Annotated in this window: 16 protein-coding genes and 1 tRNA gene; 10 read left to right on the top strand and 7 right to left on the bottom strand. The window is 35.6% G+C overall.

All coding sequences use genetic code 11. The features are described 5' to 3' along the window. Positions 1–128: 128 nt before the first annotated feature. Positions 129–3,320, bottom strand: coding sequence for a PKD domain-containing protein (locus IPJ83_13910; protein ID MBK7881640.1), 3,192 nt, complete (start codon positions 3,318–3,320; stop codon positions 129–131). Between the two features lie 495 nt (positions 3,321–3,815). Between IPJ83_13910 and IPJ83_13905 the strand changes: the two genes are divergently transcribed. The 4 genes from IPJ83_13905 (at position 3,816) to IPJ83_13890 (ending at position 11,110) form a co-directional block, all read left to right on the top strand. Beyond that, positions 3,816–5,987: an aryl-sulfate sulfotransferase gene (locus IPJ83_13905; GenBank protein ID MBK7881639.1), complete on the top strand. Its 2,172-nt coding sequence runs from the start codon at positions 3,816–3,818 to the stop codon at positions 5,985–5,987. An 8-nt stretch (positions 5,988–5,995) separates the two neighbouring features. Beyond that, a complete protein-coding gene (locus IPJ83_13900) occupies positions 5,996–8,257 on the top strand; it encodes a CotH kinase family protein (protein MBK7881638.1) in 2,262 nt (753 codons plus the stop codon). Positions 8,258–8,414: 157 nt separating this feature from the next. Beyond that, positions 8,415–9,743 (top strand): agmatine deiminase family protein, encoded by a 1,329-nt coding sequence (locus IPJ83_13895; GenBank protein MBK7881637.1) that lies wholly within the window; start codon positions 8,415–8,417, stop codon positions 9,741–9,743. A 191-nt stretch (positions 9,744–9,934) separates the two neighbouring features. Continuing rightward, complete coding sequence (locus tag IPJ83_13890; protein MBK7881636.1) at positions 9,935–11,110, top strand: T9SS type A sorting domain-containing protein; 1,176 nt, start codon at positions 9,935–9,937, stop codon at positions 11,108–11,110. A 277-nt stretch (positions 11,111–11,387) separates the two neighbouring features. Here the strand turns inward: IPJ83_13890 and IPJ83_13885 are convergent, their stop codons facing one another. Further along, positions 11,388–12,356 carry a hypothetical protein gene (locus IPJ83_13885; GenBank protein MBK7881635.1) on the bottom strand — a complete coding sequence of 323 codons (969 nt, stop codon included), beginning with the start codon at positions 12,354–12,356 and terminating at the stop codon, positions 11,388–11,390. Between the two features lie 549 nt (positions 12,357–12,905). Continuing rightward, a tRNA-Met gene (locus tag IPJ83_13880) sits at positions 12,906–12,978 on the bottom strand. 135 nt (positions 12,979–13,113) lie between these two features. On the opposite strand from IPJ83_13880, the gene msrA reads away from it, so the two are divergent. Further along, entirely contained in the window at positions 13,114–13,746 is a 633-nt protein-coding gene (msrA, locus tag IPJ83_13875) for a peptide-methionine (S)-S-oxide reductase MsrA (GenBank protein MBK7881634.1), read from the top strand. 73 nt (positions 13,747–13,819) lie between these two features. Then, entirely contained in the window at positions 13,820–14,188 is a 369-nt protein-coding gene (locus IPJ83_13870; protein MBK7881633.1) for a methionine-R-sulfoxide reductase, read from the top strand. On the opposite strand, the gene IPJ83_13865 is transcribed toward IPJ83_13870, so the two are convergent. Next, entirely contained in the window at positions 14,177–14,956 is a 780-nt protein-coding gene (locus tag IPJ83_13865; GenBank protein MBK7881632.1) for a 1-acyl-sn-glycerol-3-phosphate acyltransferase, read from the bottom strand. The genes IPJ83_13870 and IPJ83_13865 overlap by 12 nt on opposite strands. Before the next feature lie 4 nt (positions 14,957–14,960). Beyond that, positions 14,961–17,066: a thioredoxin domain-containing protein gene (locus tag IPJ83_13860; protein MBK7881631.1), complete on the bottom strand. Its 2,106-nt coding sequence runs from the start codon at positions 17,064–17,066 to the stop codon at positions 14,961–14,963. Positions 17,067–17,292: 226 nt separating this feature from the next. Here IPJ83_13860 and IPJ83_13855 point away from each other — a divergent pair, with 226 nt between their 5' ends. Then, positions 17,293–17,766 carry a hypothetical protein gene (locus IPJ83_13855; protein MBK7881630.1) on the top strand — a complete coding sequence of 158 codons (474 nt, stop codon included), beginning with the start codon at positions 17,293–17,295 and terminating at the stop codon, positions 17,764–17,766. 18 nt (positions 17,767–17,784) lie between these two features. On the opposite strand, the gene IPJ83_13850 is transcribed toward IPJ83_13855, so the two are convergent. Next, positions 17,785–18,993: a T9SS type A sorting domain-containing protein gene (locus tag IPJ83_13850; protein MBK7881629.1), complete on the bottom strand. Its 1,209-nt coding sequence runs from the start codon at positions 18,991–18,993 to the stop codon at positions 17,785–17,787. A gap of 273 nt (positions 18,994–19,266) precedes the next feature. On the opposite strand from IPJ83_13850, the gene IPJ83_13845 reads away from it, so the two are divergent. Genes IPJ83_13845 through IPJ83_13835 form a run of 3 tightly spaced genes read left to right on the top strand, consistent with a single transcriptional unit; the run spans position 19,267 to position 21,895 of the window. Beyond that, a complete protein-coding gene (locus IPJ83_13845) occupies positions 19,267–20,259 on the top strand; it encodes an SPFH domain-containing protein (GenBank protein MBK7881628.1) in 993 nt (330 codons plus the stop codon). A 19-nt stretch (positions 20,260–20,278) separates the two neighbouring features. Further along, a complete protein-coding gene (locus IPJ83_13840; GenBank protein ID MBK7881627.1) occupies positions 20,279–21,376 on the top strand; it encodes a hypothetical protein in 1,098 nt (365 codons plus the stop codon). Positions 21,377–21,397: 21 nt separating this feature from the next. After that, positions 21,398–21,895, top strand: coding sequence for an asparaginase (locus IPJ83_13835; protein ID MBK7881626.1), 498 nt, complete (start codon positions 21,398–21,400; stop codon positions 21,893–21,895). Between the two features lie 87 nt (positions 21,896–21,982). Here IPJ83_13835 and IPJ83_13830 read toward each other — a convergent pair whose 3' ends face one another. After that, positions 21,983–23,683 carry a S8 family peptidase gene (locus IPJ83_13830; protein ID MBK7881625.1) on the bottom strand — a complete coding sequence of 567 codons (1,701 nt, stop codon included), beginning with the start codon at positions 23,681–23,683 and terminating at the stop codon, positions 21,983–21,985. Positions 23,684–23,943 lie beyond the last annotated feature (260 nt).

Raw genomic sequence — 23,943 nt, 5'->3', positions numbered from 1 at the left:
ATAGAAACTGTAAAGTATAAAATTTGATAATGCAATAATCTTTGATGTCTAACTTTTTATTGCTCATTCAGTTCAAAAAAAAAAGGCTGCAAAAAATGCAGCCTTTTTTAAATTTATTTTGAAAGTGATTACTTAGAAATAATCACTTTGTGAATAGAATTTATTTGACTATTCTCCAATCTTACGAAATAAGTTCCTGGTTGAACGTCTGAAACATCAATCGTGGTAGTAATGCTGGTGGTTTTACCAGAAACAATTTTTTGTCCTGTCATATTTACCAAAGAATAATTTGTATTTTCCTTTGTTTGTATATGCAGACTTGAATTTGTTGGGTTAGGGAAAATTTTGGTTTCCAAAATTCCGTAAGCTCTTTGAGACATGTCTACCTGAACAAGTGCTTCATCATTAGGAAGTGATTTAGGCCCTTTCTTTCCCGGCTTTTTAGGGCAAAGGACAGGTGAAAGGACTTCAATATATTTAACTTTTGTTGCAGAGTTAGTTCCATTACTATTCTTTACAGATAGTTTTACAGTATATGTTCCGGCCATATTAAATCTTACAATCGGATTTTTTAAATTGGATACACCCGGCATTCCATTTTCAAATTGCCAGTTCCACTCCAAAACGTCAATAGAAGACTGATCTGTAAACATCACATTGAGAGGAGCACAACCTCTAATGGTATCTGCTGTAAAATTGACTTTTGGTATTAGGTAAACTGCAATAAGCTTGTCAAAGGTGTCAATTCCACATTCATTTTCAGTGATAAGTCTTACATTAAATTCTCCTTCCACGCCGTAGTTGTGACTTGGGTTAGCTTCTGTGCTGGTTTTATTATCACCAAAATCCCAATAGTAATTTGTCGCTTCTGTACTTAAGTTTGTAAAATAAGAAACAAAGCCAGTAATGCTGTTTTGAAACTCTGCAGTAGGCGCTACCTTCACTTCAATGAAATCAGTCAAAGTCAATGAGTCACTTTCAAGAAAGTTTTTAGCAACCAGTTTTGCATCATACTTACCTTTAGCATTATAGGTAACAATTGGATTGCGATCAGTACTGCTTGAAGGATTTCCACCAGGGAAGGTCCAAATAAAGTCTGTTGCACTGCTTGTAGATGTATTTTCATACTGGACTGTAAATGGTACACAACCAATTGGAGATTGGGTTCTGAAGCCGGCAGTTGGTTTGGTTCCAATAATGACCACATCTTTTACAGTGGTAGATCCACAGGCATTAGAAGCGGTGTATTTCACCTCGTAACGACCATCTCTGTATTGATGACTTGGACTTTCTTCTACACTTGTGGTCCCATCACCAAAATCCCAAAAATGAGTATTTGCATACACAGACTTATTGGTAAAATCAACGTTAGGTCCATTGGATTGATAACTAAATTTTGCATCAGGGATACTATCAATGCGGATATACATCTCTTTCGTAATGGATGTTGAAAACTTAGGCGTATTAACTGAAAGTTTTACTTTATAAACACCCGGATTCGTATACTTAACTACTGGATCCTTTTGGAATGAACCCGATGGTGTTCCACCAGGGAATGACCAGGTCCAATTGATAACGTTACTGGATGATCGGTCAAAAAACTTAATAGTTTTAGGTGCGCAGCCCCAGGTAGTATCAGAGGTGAATTCCGCAATTGGATATGTATAGACTCCAATGTTTTTGCAAATTGTTTTGCTACCACAGTCATTGGTAACGGTTAAGCAAACTTTATAAAGTCCATCCTTGGCATATTCATGTTCCGGCATAAATTCTTCACTGGTTTCACCATCTCCAAAGTCCCAGAAATATTCTACTCCCCGTTGTGACCTATTTACGAATAAAACAACTAAATCTACATTTCCGCCGGTAAAGTCAGCCGTTGGAAGGTCATTTGTTTCGATAAATAAGGGCTTTGTAACCTTTACGGTACACTTGGGGTTCATAACTTCAAGCGTAACATCATATTTTCCAATCGAATTGTACAATACAACTGGGTTAACGCTTGTGGAAGTTGCTGGGTTTCCTCCGGAGAATGTCCACTTGTAAGAAACTCCATTTACAGAAAGGTTATTAAACTGGACTGATAATGGGATACACCCATAAGGTGGATCTGCATCAAATTCAGCAATAGGAATATTACCACCACTACAGTCTGCCAAACAACCTCCATTTCTGATTGTATAATCTGAAATTTGATTTAACGACTGAAATGACCACGTTCCGGAACCATTAACCACAGGTGACATGATTGTTGGCCCCAGTGGATCATGAGTACAAGAAAAATTATGTCCGATCTCATGAGATTGTAATTGCTTTAAAAGAAAAATTCCCTGAGTGAATTCACTGCAAACGTTCACACCTGCTACAGAACAAACAGAACTAAGCCAAGCCACCCCAACAGCACCACTTGTGAATTTTGTTGTCCACAAAGTTGCAACATCATGAGCATTTGTAAATATACTAAATTGGAGTGTTGTGAATAAATCCAAATGAGTAAATATGTCATTCGAGTTTCTCCACGGATCTAAAAGAGAATCTGGAGAGATCCAAATGTCAGTAATTGCATAAACGTATTCTGCCCACAAGGGGGTGGCCCAATCCAATTGCATAAAGTTAGCAACATTGACCATGGCTGCTTCAGCAGCAGGGGGACTCTTATAAAAACTGGCATAACTCCAATCACAGGCTAAAGCTAAATCAACTTCATAACACCTTTTATTCCTGTTTTCAATTTCCCTACCATCGAAATCTTTTTTGTGATCTTCTTTTGACTTATTTACTAAATCAGCTCCGCATAATACTCCATTAACGGGTAAAACATCTGATGTTTTATATAAAATGAACTGATTTGACAAATTTGGATCCAAACTTCGATTTTTTTGTTCTAAATAATATGTTTGGCCGTTTTCATTGAAAATAATGGCCAAAAAATCCTTAGCCACAGTCATTCCAGCATTGCCCCCAGAAAAACTAGAAGAAATCCCTCTGAAAGTTTTTAATTCTTTGCTTGGGTTGCGTGAAATAATGCCGTTGGCAGTTTGAATCTTGACAATGGCATTCCCTTTAAACATGTCATATTCAAATAGTTGCAAAACCACTTTTCTTGAGCCAAGATTAAGTTCTATTTCCACTCCAACTTTGGTAACATTCTCTAGCTTTTTCCGAATGTCTTCAACATTGATTTCATATTCCTCAACTTGTTTGAATTTTTGAAACAATTCCTGATTCACGGGAATTTTCTTACTGTTAATTATTACATCCTGAGCCGATAGCCAAGGGAAGGTGATGGCAAAAATGATTAAAGTAAATAATTTATTCATATTGATAATTGTTAGCATTTAGACGCTACAATATACGGGTATTCCAGCATTTTTATATAGAATGTGTGTTAATCTGCTGAATTTTAACTTTTTAATTTCAAGGAGTTGGTTACAATTATTATTTAGAAAATTATAATTAAATTAGTTAAATATGTATGTATAAAATATTGAAAATAAACGTTTAATAAAATAAATATTTACATTATGTGTTAATTTGTTTAATGTTATGTGGACTTTAAATTAGGTTGATAGCCTTGGGTATTTTTCTAAAATTTAGAGTATGCAGTTGAAAGTACACTCTGGGGGCTTTTTATCTTAAGTCTCCTGCAAAAATTCATATCCTTTCGTAAATAAATCACTGTCAATATTTTAACATTTGAAAAATATTCTAAAGTATCCTTATGTCAATAAACTAGATTTACATAAAATGTTACATTTTTACAGTACACAATTAGGTCGACTTCCTTTTTAAGTTTTAAAAACAAACAAATTACCATGATTTCGAATACAAATTTTCGGGTTGTTATTTTTTTATTTATATTGCAAATAATTGTAAATCAATTAATTGCGCAAAAGTGGGGATATGTTACTTTGATTGCTCCCGGAAATTCCAATTCAGTAAACTTGCTGGATACTAATAGTTCAGTAGTCAAGTCCTGGACCAATTTAAGTGGCCAGACAGCGTATTCTTCGCATCTAATGCCAGGCGGAATTTTATGGAGGTCGGTAGGAGCACCAAATGCAATTTTTAGAGGAGGTGGAATAACCGGCAGAATTCAAAAAGTAGATTGGAATGGAAAAATCCTGTTTGATTATACCATTTCAGATAATACTCAATGTGCACATCATGATTTTTGCCCATTGCCAAATGGTAATGTTTTGGTTATAGTGTATGTGATAAAAACAGCAGCAGAAAGCACCGCCAAAGGTGGACCTAATGCATCAAGATATTCTGAAAAATTAATTGAATTAAAGCCGACCGGTGTGAATACTGCAGAAATCGTTTGGGAATGGCATTTGTGGGACCATTTATGTCAAAACACAAATGCTGCCTTATCTAATTATGTGAGTTCGATTGTGAATAATCCCCATATGTTGAATATTAACTACCAAAACAATAAGAATGATTGGGTTCATATGAATGGGGTTGATTATAACGAAGGGCTCGATCAAATAGTACTTAGTTCTCATTTTTTAAATGAAATGTGGGTGATTGACCATAGCTTAAACAAATCTGAAACTTCAAAGAATACTGGAGGAAAATATGGAGTAGGTGGAGGATTTCTATATCGGTGGGGCAATCCTGCGGCTTATGGTGCATCAGGTCCCACTGTTTTTAAAGTGATGCATGATGCACATTGGGTGCCAAAAGATGCGCCAAGAGCTGGGTTTTTAACTGCAGTTAACAATCAAGGCGTGAGCAATAATCAAACTGCTGCAGATTATTTTCAATCCAGTTGGGACGGAACTAAATATGTCAAATCCCCTGGTCAAGCGTATTTACCTGTGAATTATTCATTTCGTCATTCTGCTAATGGGTATACAAGCAACATGGGAAGTTGTCAGGAATTACCCAATGGGAATTTGTTAATATGTCTTGCCACAGCCTCCAAAGTATACGAAGTAGATTCAACAGGAAAACAACTTTGGGTTTATCAAGGTAATGCTCCCATACCTCAAGCTTTTAGACATTCAAAGTGTTTTATTGAAAATCCACAGGCATCTGTTTCTGCTAGTACAATGTTTGTTAATCCGGGCGAAAGCGTAGACCTAAATTGTTCTGTTGTTGCTACTGCTGCCACTGGATTAAAATATAATTGGTCCCCTGTTCAAGGGCTTTCAGATTCTACTCTTCCGAACCCGATTGCAAAGCCTAATCTGACTACGACATATACCGTGACTGTAACATCTGCAGCAGGTTGTTCAGCAACCGCATCCATCACCATTGCAGTGAAATCTGCAAGCTTGGAGGTGGAAGTTTCAGCACTGGACTCCATAATTTGCTTAGGTGAAATTACACAACTCAATTCCAAATTGATCGGAAGTAATGGAACTCCTCAATATGATTGGTCTTCAAATCCATCCGGATTTAATTCTAATTTACCTGATCCTTACATCAATCCTGAAAAAAATACATGGTACCATTTAAAAGTGACGGAAAATGGAAATGTAGCCTGGGACAGTATTCTTATACAAGTTAACCCACTTCCACAACAGCCTTCAATTACCAGGGAAGATTCTGTTCTTGTTTCATCTGCTGATTTGGGAAATCAGTGGTTCTTCTATGGAAATCCAATAGATTCGGCAACAGGAAAGTATTTTTTACCAAAGGAAACCGGATCTTATCAGGTACAAGTCTTGGATAGTAATGGTTGTGCATCTATCTTGTCCGACCCATACGAATTTATCCAAACAGCAATAAATGACTTAAGTTGGAAAGAGGCCTGGTTTTTATCTCCTAACCCGGCTAAAGATGAGTTGGTGATTTTTAACTTGCAACCTTATTCAAACTTTAGTTTGATTTTAGTGGATCAACTGGGCAGACTTGTAAAACAAGTTTCAAACGTAAATTATTTGTCCTTGCAAGACCTTTATGAAGGAGTGTATTATCTTGTTTTGAAAACTGAAAAGTCAACAAGTTGTAAAAAACTAATCATAACACAATAACGGTTTTCATGAAATATGAAAGTTTAAGATACTTTTTTTTCCTTATAATTTTAACAGTACCATATTTAGTATTTGGGCAGGATTTTTATGATCGCGAAACCATACAGGAAATAAAAATTTATTTTTCTTTTGACAATTGGAAATATAGACTTGATTCTGCCAAGACAGGGAATGATGGATATTTATTGGCAGATTCAGTATGGATTAATAATAAAAAATATTTATCTGCAGGTGTTAAGTTTAAAGGGAACAGCAGCTATTCTCCATCCAGAAATAAAAACCCTTTGCATATTAAACTTGATCTGGTGAAAAGTGCAGACTATCAAGGCTATGATGATATAAAATTAGGCAACGCCTGGAGTGATAATTCGATTATTCGTGAGCCATTGGCATATGAAATTCTCAGGCAATATATGTTTGCACCAAAAAGTAATTTTGCAAAAGTCTTCATCAATAACCAATATTATGGATTAATGAACAACACAGAAAGCATTGATAAAGGATTTTTATTCAGAAATTTCTTGAGTTCTGCGTATAGTTTTATCAAATGCAATCCCGAATCCATTGGTTCTAATTTTGGGAACGGACCTAACCTGGGATATTTGGGAGATAATATAAGTTCTTATTTAGGGAAATATGAGTTGGAATCAGATACCGGTTGGTATGAATTGGTACAGTTATGCGATAGTTTGAATAATCATTTTGAACAGTTCAATGATTTTGCTGATCTGGATAAATTTATTTGGATGCTTGCATTCAATAATGTACTGGTTAATTTAGATAGTTATACAGGTAATTTTAGACAGAATTATTACTTGTATAGAAATCATCAAGGAATTTGGAACCCGATTGTATGGGACCTTAATATGTGTTTTGGTGGTTTTGCTTTACCCGGGGGCATTACAAGTTCACTTAATCCAACTACCATGCAAACGATGACACATAACTTGCATAAATCAGAGAGTGGATGGCCTTTAATCTTTAAATTGTTAAATGACCCTTTTTATGTGAAGATGTATTACGCGCACATGAGAACAATCAACCAGGAGAATTTTGTTACCGGTAATTACAAGGAATGGGCAAAAAAGCTTCAGTTGTTGGTTGAACAGGAAGTAAAAAATGATTCCAATTTTTTATCCACGTATGAGAATTTTAAAATTGCACTAGAAACAAATACTCCTGGAACAAATGGTGCACCAACTTCACCAGGCATATTTCCACTTATGGATGGCCGTGCCAATTTTTTAAAAAATGTTTTGTCCGCCACTCCACCATTAATAGAATGGACTAAAATTCCATTGGAAGTAAAGATTGGGACGATGGTGAACATCTATGCAAAAATATCCAACAGTAACAAAGCTTATTTATCTTACAGAACACAAATTAGCGATAGGTTTGTAAGAGTGCAAATGTATGATGATGGCCTGCATGGGGACGGGCTTGCAGGAGATTCCATATTTGGGGTGTCAATTCCAGTTGTAAAGCCATTCACGCAATTTTATTTTTATGCAGAAAATAGTCAGGCTGGTAGCTTTTTACCTGAAAGAGCAGAACATGAATATTATACATTAGAAGCTAAAATCCAAATGCCGCAAGTTGGAGAATTGGTAATTAATGAGTTAGTGCCATCTAACAATTCGGGTATATTTAATGAAAAAGGTAAGGCAAAAGACTGGTTTGAATTAGGGAATACAACCGATCGATATTTATCACTAAATGGAATTAAAGTGAGTGATGATCCTCAAAATTTTATCAGTTGGGCTTTTCCGGAAGATGCATTTATTTCACCAAATGAGCATCTATTGGTTTGGGCGGATGGCGAAAATGGAAGTTACCTTAATTATCACACAAACTTTTCATTATCAGGATCTGCTGGAAATTTAATACTCAGTTCTAACGATTTGATTTTTGACCAAGTGTCCTATTCTTCCGTAAAGGTTGATTATTCTTCTGCCCGATGTCCCGATTTAACAGGAGGGTTCCAATTGCTTTCTAAAGTTACGCCCGGAGCTGCAAATCAATGCTTGAATTTAATTGATGAAACACCTAAAGAAAAAGTCCATGTTTTTCCAATACCTACGAATGGAAATGTGGAGATACATTCAGATAAGGTGATTACAGAAATTCAGTTGTTTAATTTTCAGGGTACATTTATAAGAGGTTTGAAGATTGGAAAGTCTGATCTGTCTGAATTGCCAAGAGGGATTTATGTTATAAAAATAATTGATCAAGATAATAAGGTATATATTAAAAAAATATCTAAATTGTGACGTGAAACAGGGAACTAATAGAGAATCGTATTCTCAATATTAGGTGTTTGTTATTGAAATTAAGGTAGTTAGGTTAAGGTTTAGGGTTTGCATAGAATTGAAAGAACATTTCAAAAAATGGTCTATTTGATTTAATAAGACGGTAAAAAGGTAAAATATGAATGTCAGAAAGCGGGAAGCATTTCTCATAGCTTTGTTTTTCTTATTATTGACTTTTGTGTTTGTTAATCAAACAAGAATTGCAAATTATGCTTATGACCGATATACTATGCCTGCGGAATTTGAATCGCAAGGTATGGTTTGGATGTCTTGTATCGGATTGCCTCCTTTTAACAAAATAAATGCAGAACTCATTAACATTATAGAATCCAATATCAGGATTAATGTTGTTACTGAATCAGATTCTTTGTTGGAAGACTGCAGAAGGTATCTCGGTAGCAATGATAATGATCTTTTCCCTATTAAATATAGGAGTATAACAGATAGCGATCTTTGGATTAGAGATCATGGTGCAGTGTTTGTTAAAAACAAAGAAGGTCTTCTGAAAATTGTTGATTTTAAATGGAGTCAATATGGCTACAGAGAATGGCTAAATGATTATTATTCCGGAAACCAAGTGCTGGTCGAAGAAGTAATGTCAGTTATTTTACAGTCCAAAAAAGGACAGTTTGATAGCTTAATGGCAGTCCGAACCGGAATTCCTATTGAAAAGACCTGGATAACTATTGAAGGTGGAGCAATTGAATCAAACGGGACAGGGACCATCATACTAAACGAGAAACTTACCTTGAACAGAAATCCAGGAGTATCGAAAGATAAACTGGAAAAGGAATTTAAACGTGTTCTGGGAGTTAGTAATATTATTTGGCTCTATGATGGCATTGCGGAAGATCCTCATATTTTTGGAACTATAGTGGACAATTTTATTGGTATTGGAACGGGTGGACATACAGATGAATTTGTACGGTTTGTTGACCCAAAGACAATATTGCTGGCTTGGATTCCTGAAGAAGAAAAAAATTTAAATCCTATTACCAGATTGAATTTTCAAAGGATGTCAAAGAATTATGAAATCCTAAAATCCTCCAGAAATGAACAAGGTGAAGAATTTAAAATTCTAAAGGTGCCACTTCCAAAAACAGTTATGCAAAAAATTAGAATAAATAAAGGTAATGAGTGGGATACCACTTTGAATATCCCTGAAATGATGTTTAAACCTGCTGATGGATGGAATGCCGGTGATTCTGTATTTAGAGTCGCAGCAACCAGTTATCTCAATTATTTTTTAACAAACTCTGAAGTAGTAATTCCCAGTTACATTCATGCAGGAACTTCTAAAGAAAAGGAGGAGGAGGTGAAAAGTATTTTCAAATCTGTTTTTCCGGGTAGGCGTATCATTTCGGTCAATGCCTTGCCGTTGAATTGGCGAGGTGGAGGACTTCATTGCGTAACGTTAAATCAGCCAGCATCTTTAGTCAAACCATAGTTCATAAAAATCAGTTGGGAAAAAAGTGATTGCAATTAGCTCAGATTTGGGCTGTATAATCTTTAATTTAATTTGTTATACTTTTTTCGGAATTGGATAGCAAAATGCAAATGTTTAAACTAAAAGGTTTGGGCTAAATAAACGTATGAATTCCAATTAGAATTTTATATTTGTAGGCTAAATTAATCTTAATGAATTATAAATTACTGCTTGGGTTGTTGTTTTTAAATTACGTGTCACTCTTCAGCCAAAAAAGAATTGATTTAAAATTTATTCTTGATGGACATCAAAGAGAATGCATTATAGTAATACCGGGGAAGTTGCCACCCCCAAATGGTTATCCGGTTGTGTTTATGCTTCATGGAACAAGTGGGGATGGAGAAAAATTTTATAATATTTCAGGATGGAAGGAATTGGGCGAAGAAGAAAATTTTATCACTGTATTTCCATCTTCTCTAACTTGGTGTTTTGTAGAGGATAATATTGAAAAGCATAATACTCGCTGGGTGAATGGCAATGTAACTGAATTTCCATGTTCTGGTCCTCCTCAGAATTACGTTGATGATGTAAAGTTCTTAAAGCTTTTAGCTACTCAAATTGCAGATAGTTTACCGGTCAATCGAAAAATGATTTTTGCCAGTGGCTTTTCTAATGGTTGTTCTATGATTCATAAATTGGCCGTAGATGCGGGAGATGTTTTTGCAGCAGTAACCGGAGGAAGTTCAATTTTGACCATGTCAGATTCTGCTAGACCTATCAATAGGATTCCAATCTGGACAATAGTTGGAACTTTAGATGATCGTTTTATTTTTTCGCCTTATACAGAATTACCTTTTGGGGGGGATTCCATTTTGACCTATCTGCAAATACCAATTGGGAGAGTTCTCGGTTCTCAGGGACTAACTGACAATTTTATTAAGTCCGAAACTCCAATCACCCACACTTATCAATTTTTAGATAATAAGCCTGGCGAATTGGCTAAGCCATATATCTTTACCTTAGTAAAAGATATGATACATGAATATCCGAACGGCTTAAATTACCCACTAAATGGTCCAAAAATATTTTGGGAATTCTTTAAGCGTTCTATTACCGTTGGAAACGAATTAATTGAAGATAAGAAATACAAGGTTTCGGTGTATCCTAATCCATCCAATGAATTAATTACAATTGATTTCTCCACTTGGGATACAAACTGGCCAATATCAATTAAAGTTTTTAATGCTTATGGACAATCTGTGTACACAAGGAAGTTGATGGAAAATTCAAAAATATCGATTTATAAAAAGGAATTGGGAGAAGGGCTCTTTTTTATTCACATAAAGAACAACTCTTATTCTTATTCACAAAAAGTAATTTTTAATTAGGTGGGAAAAATTAATTGCACTGAAACTTTCACTTTTGTGTTTTAATTTATTTTAGAACCATTCTCGCTGGTATTCAAGCATTTTGCTTTATATTACATGCTTGATTCCTTTTTCATATTCTGATCGTAATATCCATAAGTTGTTAAACTTACTTATCCATATGTAAATCGAATACAAAATTAATTACTAAAAGAGGATTAATCAGGACACCAAAATTGTACAGAGATTTAAATGCAAAAATTCAAATATCGGTATTTACCGAGCGATCTGGTTAAATTTAATGATACTGGATGTAAATTGGGCGGGGAATAAATTTCAAAAGTTCTTCTGGGGTGTATAGTTCTTTTGAACTTATTTTGGTATCATTCTTATAAAATATTTTGAATCCGGTAAATTGTACAGGTTCTGCATAGATGTGTCTTTGGTAGGTACTCTTTTTTAATTCTTTCGTTCCAAATCCGTCCATATCCATAACGAATTGCACCTCAGGAAATATTTTTATAGATCCGACATTGGTAACCATGTTTTTTGTAAAACGATGGACCACCAGTATCTTTGGTGAAAGCTGATGTTTCTTTACAAGTTTGCTTAAATATTTGGAAGCGTAATTAATGTCTTTTGCATCAAAAGTGCCAATTTGTTTGCCAGGCAAAATCTCTGATTTCATAGAAAATTCCGGATCTATACCAAGATGCACATTAGGCAATTTTAAGAATTTCTCAAGTTTGGGAATTTCTACTTCAAGACTGCTCCAACCAACCTGAATGTCCAGAAATACTAGAGCATCTATTTTTTTTGCAAGAGAAAGTATTTTTTCAATTTGCTGAAAGGGCATTCGAAGGTTTTTATTAATGCCTTCCGTTTGGGCAGTAACTGCAATGTAATGCAAGGCAGGTTTTACTGGAAAAATTGAGTCAACAGCTTCCCAATTTTGACACTCCTTTTTAAGTTTTTCTAACATTTCATCTACAGGATATTCGCCTAAAATTCCCATTCTTTTTGAATAAAGATTCCCATAAAAGGCTACTATGCGAAAGAATGGCAAAATTGCACCCGGAAGAGGGTAGGGACCTTTTGTTGGCCATTTCCCTGCATCGTCACCATTAGATAATAAATTGAGTCTAAAATTATAATCCAGGGTATCCAAAACTAAGAGGGGTGTTTTTATAGGCAGAGTATCTACAAGATTTTTTGCCTTAATGGTGCCATTAATAACTTCTTTGCAGCATTGAAAAATTAAGGACAAAGGAACCCCAAAAAAAGCAATACTCATGTAGATTAAGAACCCGGTCAATTTTGTCTTTTCGTAAGTCAATCGGTTTGGTTTTATTGAAGAATACAAATATATCCCTTATAATTTAATAAGGGACATAACAACTCAATTTGAGCAATTCTATTAAAGTTCATTTTAGAGAAGAAAGCCGAAATTGAAGATTTGTTTGTAATATCAAATGTGTTATAGTGTTCTTTAAATATAAATATCCGAAAAAACTTTTTCTTTATTAGCGTGATAATGTTTAATTTATAGGAATCCCACCTAAATTTTATCGTAGGATTTGGAATAGATGACGTATACAGTAAAGGGGTTCTCCAAAATAAAAAAGCCGAGTAATAATAAATTATATGGCTTTTGTTTAATGTCGGAGGCTGGATGCTGACGAATTCCGTTCAAATCATAAATTCACTTTTAGTCCCATTTCCGGAATTGTCAGCATGCCGACAAGCAAAGCTTCGTCGACACTTGAACAAATTTCCTGTAAATGAGAAAAGCCCGTCTTCCGACAGGCTTTTTTAGTGGCGGAGGCAGGACTCGAACCTACGACCTTCGGGTTATGAGCCCGACGAGCTACCAACTGCTCCACTCCGCGATATGAGGCCGCAAAGGTAAGACTATTTTCTTAATTTTCAAAGATTTTCTTAAATTTCATGCTTAAACTAAAATCAAACTTTTTCGTTTTATTCCCATGATTAAGTTAATTGCCATCACCGCCCTCCTTTTTCAGATGAAGGCCTGTAGCACTCAGCAGCCTGGAAAAGAAGTTCAAAACCCTATACCAACCATGGAAAACAAAGAAGTTTTGTCAGAAGAAAAAATAAATCCCTCTGGCTTGGATACGATTATACTAGCTGCAGGATGTTTTTGGTGTGTTGAGGCGGTTTTTCAGGATTTGAAAGGGGTTTATCAAGTAAAGTCTGGTTATACAGGGGGCAAAACTAAAAATCCGGATTACCACGAAGTCTGTGGTGGAATGACTGGGCATGCTGAAGCTCTTGAGGTTTTGTTTGACCCTAAAATAATTTCTTTGGAGCAGCTGTTGGAAGTGTTCTGGTCCACTCATGACCCAACAACCTTGAACAGACAAGGCGCTGATAAGGGAACCCAGTACAGATCTGCAATATTTTATCAAAATGAAGAACAGAAAGCAGTGGCTATGAAGTCTAAGGCTGAGGTTGCAACCAAATTTTGGGATGATCCAATTGTTACTGAAATAACAAAAGCCGATATATTTTATCCGGCAGAAGATTATCACCAAAATTACTATAAGCAGAATTCAGATGCAGGATATTGTCAAATTGTAATAACACCTAAACTGGTTAAATTACGGGAAAAATATCAGGGACTTTTAAAAAAGTAGCCAATAGTCAGATTAGAATCTGTCTCTTATTTACAAAATGTAGTAAATATCCATTAAAATAAAATATCGCTGTATGCAGGCCTCCGAATTCAATATTCTTAATGAAGAAGAAAAGCGAGTGATCCTTAATAAAGGAACAGAATATCCTTTTACGGGAAAATATGAGTCCCATTTTGAATCAGGAGTTTATACTTGTAGGCAATGTGCTGAACCCCTATACCGATCATCTGCAAAGTTCCACTCTGGATGCGGTTGGCCAAGTTTTGATGAAGAAATATCTGGGGCGGTTAAGAGAATGCCCGATGCTGATGGAAGTAGGGTTGAAATAGTTTGTGCTAAATGTGGAGGCCACTTAGGTCATGTATTTGAAGGTGAAGGATTCACACCGTTAAATGTCCGGCATTGTGTCAATTCGGTATCACTGGATTTTTTATCTGAGTAAATCAGGAAGATTTTCATCTTTCCAATGAGTTTGGAAATCGTTTATTTTAGACTGAATTCTATCTTTTATTTTTGCTGTAAACGCAACAGGATCTGAGGCATATTCGGGATCAAAAAAGTGTATTCTAACTTCAGTTTTCCATTTTGAAAATGTCAAAATAAATTGCCTAATCAAATTTTCATTCCACCAGAAATCTTTTTTAGGGTTCATGTATTCCAATGCAAAACTGGAAATTTGTTTGTTAGCGGCAACCGCAGATTCAATTGAGCCTTTTTTAAAGGGTAGAAGTTCTCGGGTAGTACTTATGGTCCCTTCAGGAAAAATCAAAATGGAGTAATTTTTATTCAGAAATTCAAGTATTGCATTTTTTGCCTCTGTGCGGCTTTCCGCTTTGGTTCTATGGACAAAAATTACGCCGGATAGTTTTGCACCCTGACTGATCAAAGGATAATTTTCTACTTCCGATTTACTTACGGCGTAACCATTGGTTATAAATGAAAAAACAATCACAGGATCAATTAAAGAGCGATGATTTCCAATATAAAGTTGGGTTTTAGATAAGTCAAGATGCCCTGTTTTATATATTTTGATGCCGAGAATAATACATGCCAGTTTGCACCAGAAAGTTCTGATTTGAAAAGCATGATTTTGTTTAAAAATTCTTGTATAAACCAAGATAAGTCCAAAACCTGTAAAAATCGCCATGGTTATCACAAGAAAGAATAAGCGTATTAACGCAAGTGCTGAGCCAAATAATTTTTGAATCACTATATCAGTTTATTAGCTTCAATGCTTCCTTCGCATCCTGTACCGGAATTTTACATACTTTATTCCGACAGACGTAAATAAACGTGTTTCCTTCCTGTAATTTATCTTTCAATAATTCAAGAGTCCCTTCTGTTGTTCCGCCAAGTAATATGATGTACGGGAGATAAGATTTTGCTAAATCATTTCTGAGTTGTTTACTGTTTGTTCCGACAACTGCGACTTCATAGTATGGTTTTAACAGCGTAATGTAAAGTCTTGTCCAGTTTGAATAAAATTCAGTTTGTCCTTCACCAAAATTTTCACAAGCACTTAAGATCATTTTTTTGCTTCGCTGCAGGAATTCATTATTGTAAAAATATAAACCAAGCCGATATAAATTATCTGCCATGACAGAATTTGCCGATGGGGTAACCTGGTCTTCAAAATCCATTTTTCTGGAAATTAATTGTTTGTCTTCTTTTGAATTGAAATAGAAAAATAAATTATTAGGATCAGAAAAATTTTGGATAGTAATATCTGCCAGTTGTTTAGCAAACAACAGATAGCTTTCATCAAAACTTAACTCGTAAAGTCGAATAAATGCATCTATGGTAAAACTATAATCCTCCAGAAAACCATTTATACTTTTTTGACCATCTTTATAATTACGAAATAAACCTTTCTGAGGATCCCACATTCTATTCCTGATTAGGTCGGCAGCTTTTATTGCTGAATTCAAATACTCTTCATTTCCTAAAGCTGCGGATGCATCAGTATATGCACGTATCATTAGAGCATTCCAAGCTGTCAATATTTTGTCATCAAGTTTTGGTTTTTTGCGATTGGATTTTAATTGTAACAATTTATTTCTGGAATTATTGAGAGATTGTGTGATTTCTGATTCCGGTTTTTTGAATTTTTTTGCAGTAGATTTTACATCTTTAATGGTGAACAATACGTTTTTTCCTTTCTCCCAATTTCCCCCTTCCCGGATACCATAAGTGTACTTGAAAATTTCCAGATCAGGCCCTTCACCTAATCCTTCGTTAATTTCCTTTTCTGTCCAAACATAATATTTACCTTCTTCGCCTTCGGTTTCTGCATCCAGTGAAGAATAAAAAGAACCATCAGGATGCGTTAAATTTTTCTTGATAAAACTAAGGCTTTTATCCATCACATTCTTGTATTTTTCGTTACCAGTCTTTTGATATGCCATTGCATACAAACTTATCAGCTGGGCATTATCATAAAGCATTTTTTCAAAATGAGGTACTTTCCACTCCGGGTCCACTGTGTATCTGCTAAAGCCACCTTCCAAATGATCATAAATTCCCCCGTCTGCAATCTTATTTAAAGTTGTGGTATTGAATTTATCTAAATTAACATTATTGGAATAGAGCTGATATTCAAGCAAACTTCTCATCAACGGAGGTAGTGGGAATTTTTGACTGCTTTTCTTTCCGCCATGGACAAAATCTAAGGATTGAATAGTTTTGTCATAAAGATTTTTTAAATTTTTTTCTGAACCAACTGTTTGGGTTGTAGTGCCAAATCGCGAATAATCCACACTAAGATGACTTTGTATTTGCATCGCCATTTTTTCCAATTCATTTGGATCTTCAGCATAAACATCCTGCATATTTTTCAGCAATCTCAGCCATTCATCTTTGGTAAGATAAGTCCCTACCCATACCGGTCTGCCATCCGGAAGCGTAATGGCATTTAATGGCCATCCGCAAGCGCCGGAATTGATAATTTGGCAGGCGTTCATATAGATTTGGTCCACATCCGGACGTTCTTCACGGTCAACTTTAATAGAAATGAAATGTGCGTTCATGACGTTACTGACTGCAGTGTCACTAAATGATTCTCTTTCCATTACATGGCACCAATGACATGAAGAATACCCAATACTAATGATCATCAGCTTTCTGGTGTCCGCAGCAATTTTAAGCGCTTCATCTTTCCATGGATACCAATCTACAGGATTGTGCGCATGTTGGAGAAGATAAGGCGAAATTTCACCACTAAGGTGGTTGCCTGATGTTTTATGTGAGGTGCTTTCTTTTGTATTCTTGCAAGAAGTAAAATTTATCAGTAGAACTGCAGTAAAAATTAATAATAGTTTCATTTTATAAATATTGTCCATGATCATTAAGAATCTTAAATTTGGATATATAATAGTTTTATGTATTAATTATTGTCATATATTAGATCAACATATTTTGTCCGTTCTTAACAGGATGGTTTAATTTGAGGTGGAGTACTTTGGATGGTAAACCTAAATGATTATTTAAAAAAGTAGCGTAATTACAAAATGTTGAAATCCCGATTTAATTAAGTTGCAAATATATGCTATGGAATGGAGAAGTTTCAATGGTGATGTGATTAAACAACCTCTTTTAGAAAAAGTTGAAGAAATAATTCAAAGAGAGATAGATCTTGGATTTAAACTTAAAGTTTGTGTTGGAACAGATTCCAGGGTTTGTGTTGAAAAAATTGAATTTGCCACAGTGGTAGTGTTTTTGAGAGAAGGGAAGGGAGGATTCATGTTGGTGGCCCTGACAGAGGATTACCGTAAAATGGGGTTGAATCAAAGGATGATGACAGAGGTGTCCAAATCAGTTGAAGTGGCTTACTCCATGTGTGAATTGCTGGATACTTACCAAATTCCACTTGAAGTTCACGCGGATATTAACACTGACCCAAATTTTAAATCTAATGTAGCACTGCGTGAAGCTACAGGGTACATACTTTCCATGGGTTTTATTTTTAAGGCCAAGCCGGAAGCCTTCGCCTCAACTTATTGTGCAGATCATTTGATACATTAAGTCATCCAGATAACTTAATTACCCTTTAATGAATTTAAAAATATTTTCTTCTGCAGTGTTGGGGTTGGAAGTAATTTTGACAAAATAGACTCCTTTCGGTAAATCTTGAATGCTAATTTTGTAAGAGGTTTTTGATTCTGTGGCTCTAAAGATTTGACTTTTTAACTTCTTCCCGTTCAAGCTGTAAATATCCACATAATGATCAGATCTTTCTGTTTGCCCCAAAATATCCAGATTTAAATAATCAAAAGCGGGTACTGGATAAAGGTTTAAACTCAACGATGCGCCTGTTTCTAAGGTTCTTACACTAATAACCTGGGAGTAGCTGAAGGTTAAATCTTTGTCAACCATTTTTAGGCGATAATATGTGGTCCCCTCGATTATTTGATCGTCCTCAAAACTCAAAGTATGTATGCTGTTTTCTGATGTGCCCGGTTGGAGTGCAAGCATTTGTATAGGTGAAAATTCAATTTCCGAATTAGATTTTTTTTCTATGATGTAATGTGAAAAATTATGATCAGCGATACCTTGCCATTGTAAAATATTATTCCCGTCCTCCTGCAATACCTTAAAAGAAATCAATTCAAGTGGTAGAACTTGTCCACATACAATTATGATTCCGTTTCCGTTTGGTCCTCCGCTGGTAGCTTTAAAAATGTCGCCAGGGCAAGAAGGGTTCTTCCATCCACCAGTTGTTCCATCACCAGTTACACGAATCACAGGTCTGAGTAAATTGGCTGAACCACATTTATATTGGGCTTTAAAACAGAATGGATCTAAATCGGGGAATTTTGCATTTGGTGTACCTACTCCATTGTCCCCATAATTCGTTCTGGGATTACCATCATTGTCATCAACATAAAAACCAGGACCAGGTAAGTCATAATTTCGAGCCTTTACGGAATCTATATAAATCCATCTCCGGTTTCCATATTGAGTATTCTGTGTGCCGGTCGGACCTTCTAAATACTCTACTCCTGTTTGAAGATCATCAAAAGCTATAAAAATGCCATGCACCCAATTTGTGGAAGCTTCAAAAAAGCCATCCAAAGTGAAGCAGAATTCAAAATCGATTGTCCCCTGGGCCGGACTCTCATAAGTCCCCAGACCAGATGTGGCCATAAACTTGGTGATGTATACGTTTCCTTTGGCACACTGACCCTGTAGACCATGTATCGACGAAATGGTGAGAGAGAGTACCAACCAAACCAAGTTGAAATATTTCATAAAAGCTTGATAATTAGTTAAATAAACTTTGCTGTTCCCAGTCTAGGGACAGAACAACACTTACGAACCAAAAAACATGCCAAATAGATATACTAAATGTATGAGGAACAATATTTTATACTTAATCCAAATTCTTAAGTTTTGAAATAATTTAATCGTTATATGCTTTTATGTCCAACATCCTGATTTGAATCAAAGTTCTTTTAACTATAATTATTGGAACGATTGATTTTGAAATTGTGTTTAACAATCTTTAATTCAAATATTCAAAAGATGGGAATTTTCGATTTTTTAAAAAATGAATTTATTGAATCTATTGACTGGATAGATTCTGATGGAGAAGTTGTTCTTTATAAATTTCCGGATAAACAAGCGGATATTAAGTATGGGGCGGCTCTTACAGTACGGCCAAGTCAGATAGCTATTTTTGTAAATGAAGGTCAAATAGCCGATGTATTCCAGGAAGGTCTGTATACTTTAGAGACTCAAAATCTTCCGGTTCTTACCAAAATGAGGAATTGGAAAATGGGTTTCAATTCACCATTCAAGTGTGATATTTATTTTGTAAGCTTAAAGAGTTTTACCCAATTTAAATGGGGAACCCCAAATCCTATAATCATGAGGGATTCTCAGTTTGGACAGGTTAGGGTTAAAGCATTTGGCACATACATGCTTAAAATTAAGGACCCGGTGATGTTTTACAAAGAATTTGCAGGCAATAAACCAATAGTAAGACAACAGGAAATTGAAGCGACAATGAGAGATTTTGTCGCTCCAAAGTTTGCCGAAGCACTCGCCGAATCAAATGTTTCAGTAATGGATATGGTTTCCAATTATTCAGAAATTGGTAATAGGGTTTTACCCTTATTACAAGATGACTTTGATCAATTTGGCATAACACTTACTAAATATGTTGTCACCAGCATAAGTTTACCCGAAGAGGTTGAGGCTTTTTATGACAAAATTACCAATATGAATATGGCACAGGATCTGAACAGATTGACACAATTTGAAACCAGTCAGGCTATTCAGAAAGCAGCTGAGAATCCCGGAACAGCGGGGGCTTTTATTGGAATGAATATGGGGGCAAATCTTGGAAATGCAATGAACAACCAAATGCAATCCGCCCAATCGTCTAATATTGTGCCAACAGACAAAGAGAAAATAATGGAAACCATTCGAGATCTAGGAAAACTAAAAACTGAGGGTTTGTTGTCAGAGGAAGAATTTGAACAAAAAAAGAAAGAGCTTTTAGCAAGGTTGTAACTGATGATGAGCAAATTAAATGGCATTACAACCTGGCATATATAGCCCAAAGTGTCCTTCTTGTGGGGGGACAATTATTTATTCTCCAGACTCAAAGCATTTGACTTGTGAGTACTGTGGATTTTCTGAAGATCTACCATCGGAAAAAGATCAAATAGTAGAAACCAAATTAGATCTTCAAAAAAATCAATATGAAGAATTTGATTTGGATAAAACCACTGAGAAATTATTGCAATGTTCTTCCTGTGGGGCCCAATTTTCAATTTTCCATGAGCAATTGAAGGTGAATTGCCCATTCTGCAATTCTGAAAAAATCCATGAGGAAGCTGTATTACAAAAGTTAATAAAACCAGTTGGAATTATTCCCTTCTATCTTGGAAAAAGGGAAGCGGAGAAAAAATTTGGGATTTGGCTAGGACAAGGTTGGTTCCATCCCGCGGGTTTGAAAAACGCTGCAACTTTGGATCATTTACAAGGAATTTATATTCCATTTTGGACATTCGATTTCCAAGCCAATGCAGAGTGGTGTGGAGAAGCAGGATATGAATACACAAGTTATCAAACAGTATTTGTAAATGGTAAAATGCAATCACAACCAGTTACCAAAATTAGATGGGAATACCGCTCAGGAATTTTAAATCATTTTTTTGATGATGTTTTGGTTGCCGCCTCTGACAGAATTGATTCCCGATACCGAGAAAAGGTTTCGGGTTACAAATTATCGGAAATGCTCAATTTTGATAAGCGTTACTTGTTAGGCTGGCAGGCAGAGGTTTACAATCAGGATATCCAAACTTCCTATCCGCTTGCTGAAGAAATGGTCTATGAACAGGTCAGACACATGTGTGCGGCCCAACTCGGAGGAAATGTCCAAAGAAACCTTAGCGTCCAAACAAACTTATCCAAGCAAACCTTTAAACATATATACCTTCCCTTATGGTTAAGTTCATATAACTATAATGGAAAAATTTATCATGTCTTAATAAATGGGCAAACTGGAAAGGTAATTGGAGACAAGCCACTGTCATGGTTGAAAATCAGTTTACTTGTGTTTTCATTTTTACTCATTATTTTTGTCATTTGGTGGCTTAAAGAAAGTGGAATAGTCCGCTTATAAACGAGTTATAATTAAAAAATCATGACACAACAAATTCAAATATTTGTTACCGGCGGAACTTTTGACAAAGAATACAATTTTGTATCAGGCCAACTTTTTTTCAAGGATACCCATCTGAATGAAATTCTGGAGAGAGGAAGGTGTTCATTAGATCTGGATGTAAAGACACTGATGATGGTAGATAGTCTTGAGATGACCGACTCGGATCGAGAAATTATAATTCACAATTGTCAAAAAACTACTTCAAACCACATCTTAATTACACATGGTACAGACACGATGGTGAAAACCGCTGAAGCCATTGCAAAAGAAAAAATATCCGGAAAAACAATTGTGCTTACCGGTGCGATGATACCATATGCATTTGGAAATTCTTCTGATGGGTTCTTTAATCTGGGAAGTGCCCTGGCTTTCGTCCAATCTCTTAAGCCTGGGATTTACATTGTCATGAATGGAAGATATTTTGATTGGAATAAAGTCCAAAAAAATACCAAAACAGGATTTTTTGAAGAAAAGTAATGCAAAGCATTTACCATAAAACCAAAAACTGAATACACTATTTCAAGAGAAAATGGACATCAGTTTTTTGAGATTGAAATTACTTTTTTACGTTCTGGGAATGCCTTCGTTGGAATTTTGATGATACCCATTTACATCTTTTTTCTTTTTCTTTCCTTTCGTATTTGCAGCTAACTGTAAAGCATTATAAGCATTTATCATGCCACCGGTGCTGGAGAGTTCTGAAAATTTAATGGAGCTTCCCCTTCCAGGTCGAGTAACTTCTACGTTACTCTTTATGGATGATTCTCTTAAGATTTTTCTAACCTGTTTTGCAGTAAGATTTGGGTAATAGCTTCTTATTAGTGCGGCTACACCTGCGGCAATCGGACTAGCCATAGATGTTCCTTGCATATTCTCATAACCATTGTCCGGGATTGTAGAGTAAATCACCATACCTGGTGAAAACAGGTCAACATTTTTCTTTCCATAATTAGAAAATCCGGCTACCATTTGTTCTCCTTGAATAGGAGATAGGGCTCCAACTTCAAGCCAATTAGACACGGACCGGGAACCGAAGAGACTTCTTTTTTTAATATATTTATTAGGAAAGTTATCCACTTTGTCAATGTCAGCTGAGCCATTTCCGGAAGCGTGTACAATTAAAACATCTTTTGATTCTGCATATTTAACAGCAGCATCGACCGCATCCTTATTTGGAGAATCTCCTTTGCCGAAACTCATATTGATAATGCTGGCACCGTTATCCACCGCATAACGAATAGCATTGGCAACATCCTTGTCTCTTTCATCGCCATCAGGAACACATCGGACACTCATAATTTTTACCTGGTCTGCAACGCCGTCCATTCCTTTGCCATTATTCCGAACTGCAGCAATACATCCTGCTACATGTGTGCCATGCTTGGCATCAGGGCCTCGGACATCATTATTGCCATAAAATCGTTCTTCAACATTTTTATAATCATCTCCAACAATTTTTCTTGAATCAAATTCCGGATTAAAATTAAATTCAAGCTCTTTGGAAAATTGACCTATTCCTTCTGCATATTCATTTTCAACAAATTTTTTCAATTCATCTGCAGTCTTTAGGTGGGGCTGATCTTCCAGTATGTTTCTGGCAATGCTCAAGCCAATTGCCAATTTTTTTGAATCATTGTCTTCAATGCTATTAAGATTTTCTATAGTCAAAGCTTTTGATCCTAAAGCACTGGCAACAGCATCCAAGCCAGACTTTACTTGATTCTGGGATGCCAACATTCCTTCTAAATTTGATTTTGCTGTCGCTCTTCTGCTTTCTACATTATCCTTGTACTTTAAAAACTTGCTGTATTCCTTTTTTTGCTTAGCGTTAAGTTTATCCGGATCTGCATTTTCATATTTGTATCGAAGGGCGGCAAACAATCTTGTTGTTTCATAAGTATCAGCACCCACGTTTCCATTTTTTCCGCCAATAAAATTCCAGCCATGGATATCGTCTATGTAGCCATTTGCATCATCATCCAGACCATTGCCTGGGATTTCTCCATGGTTTATCCACATCACAGATTTTAGATCTTCGTGTTCGGGGTCAACACCTGAGTCCAAGACAGCAACAATTATTGGTTTTGCGGTCTTATTTTTTAAAAGCACTTCATAGGACTTTTGAGAACTCACTCCATTATAACCGTCCTGGGTTGGATCTAAATGAAACCAATTTTTTGGAATCTCGGTTTGTGCACCTACAGCTAGGCATAATCCACATAGCAGAATTAATATTGAAAACCGTTTAAAAAATTTGAAATGCATAGTTGTTTATGAATGTATTTCATATGAAACGTAAAATTGTTCAGCTTGTTGAATTTGGACACAAAAGTTGTAGATTTTAACACAAAAAACATAATCAGAATTTGATTTTAATTTCAATCTCAATTAACCCCTCAAACTATTATTTGATATAGGCATATATAAGTGATTGATAAACAATGTTATATAAATATGTGCATAAGATATGTATATTAACCTTGAAGGGCAGAGAATTATAAAATTCTTTACCATTTATTATATGT

The sequence above is a fragment of the Candidatus Vicinibacter proximus genome, assembly GCA_016713905.1.
GTDB lineage: Bacteria > Bacteroidota > Bacteroidia > Chitinophagales > Saprospiraceae > Vicinibacter > Vicinibacter proximus.
This window is presented reverse-complemented; position numbering and strand designations above follow the sequence as displayed.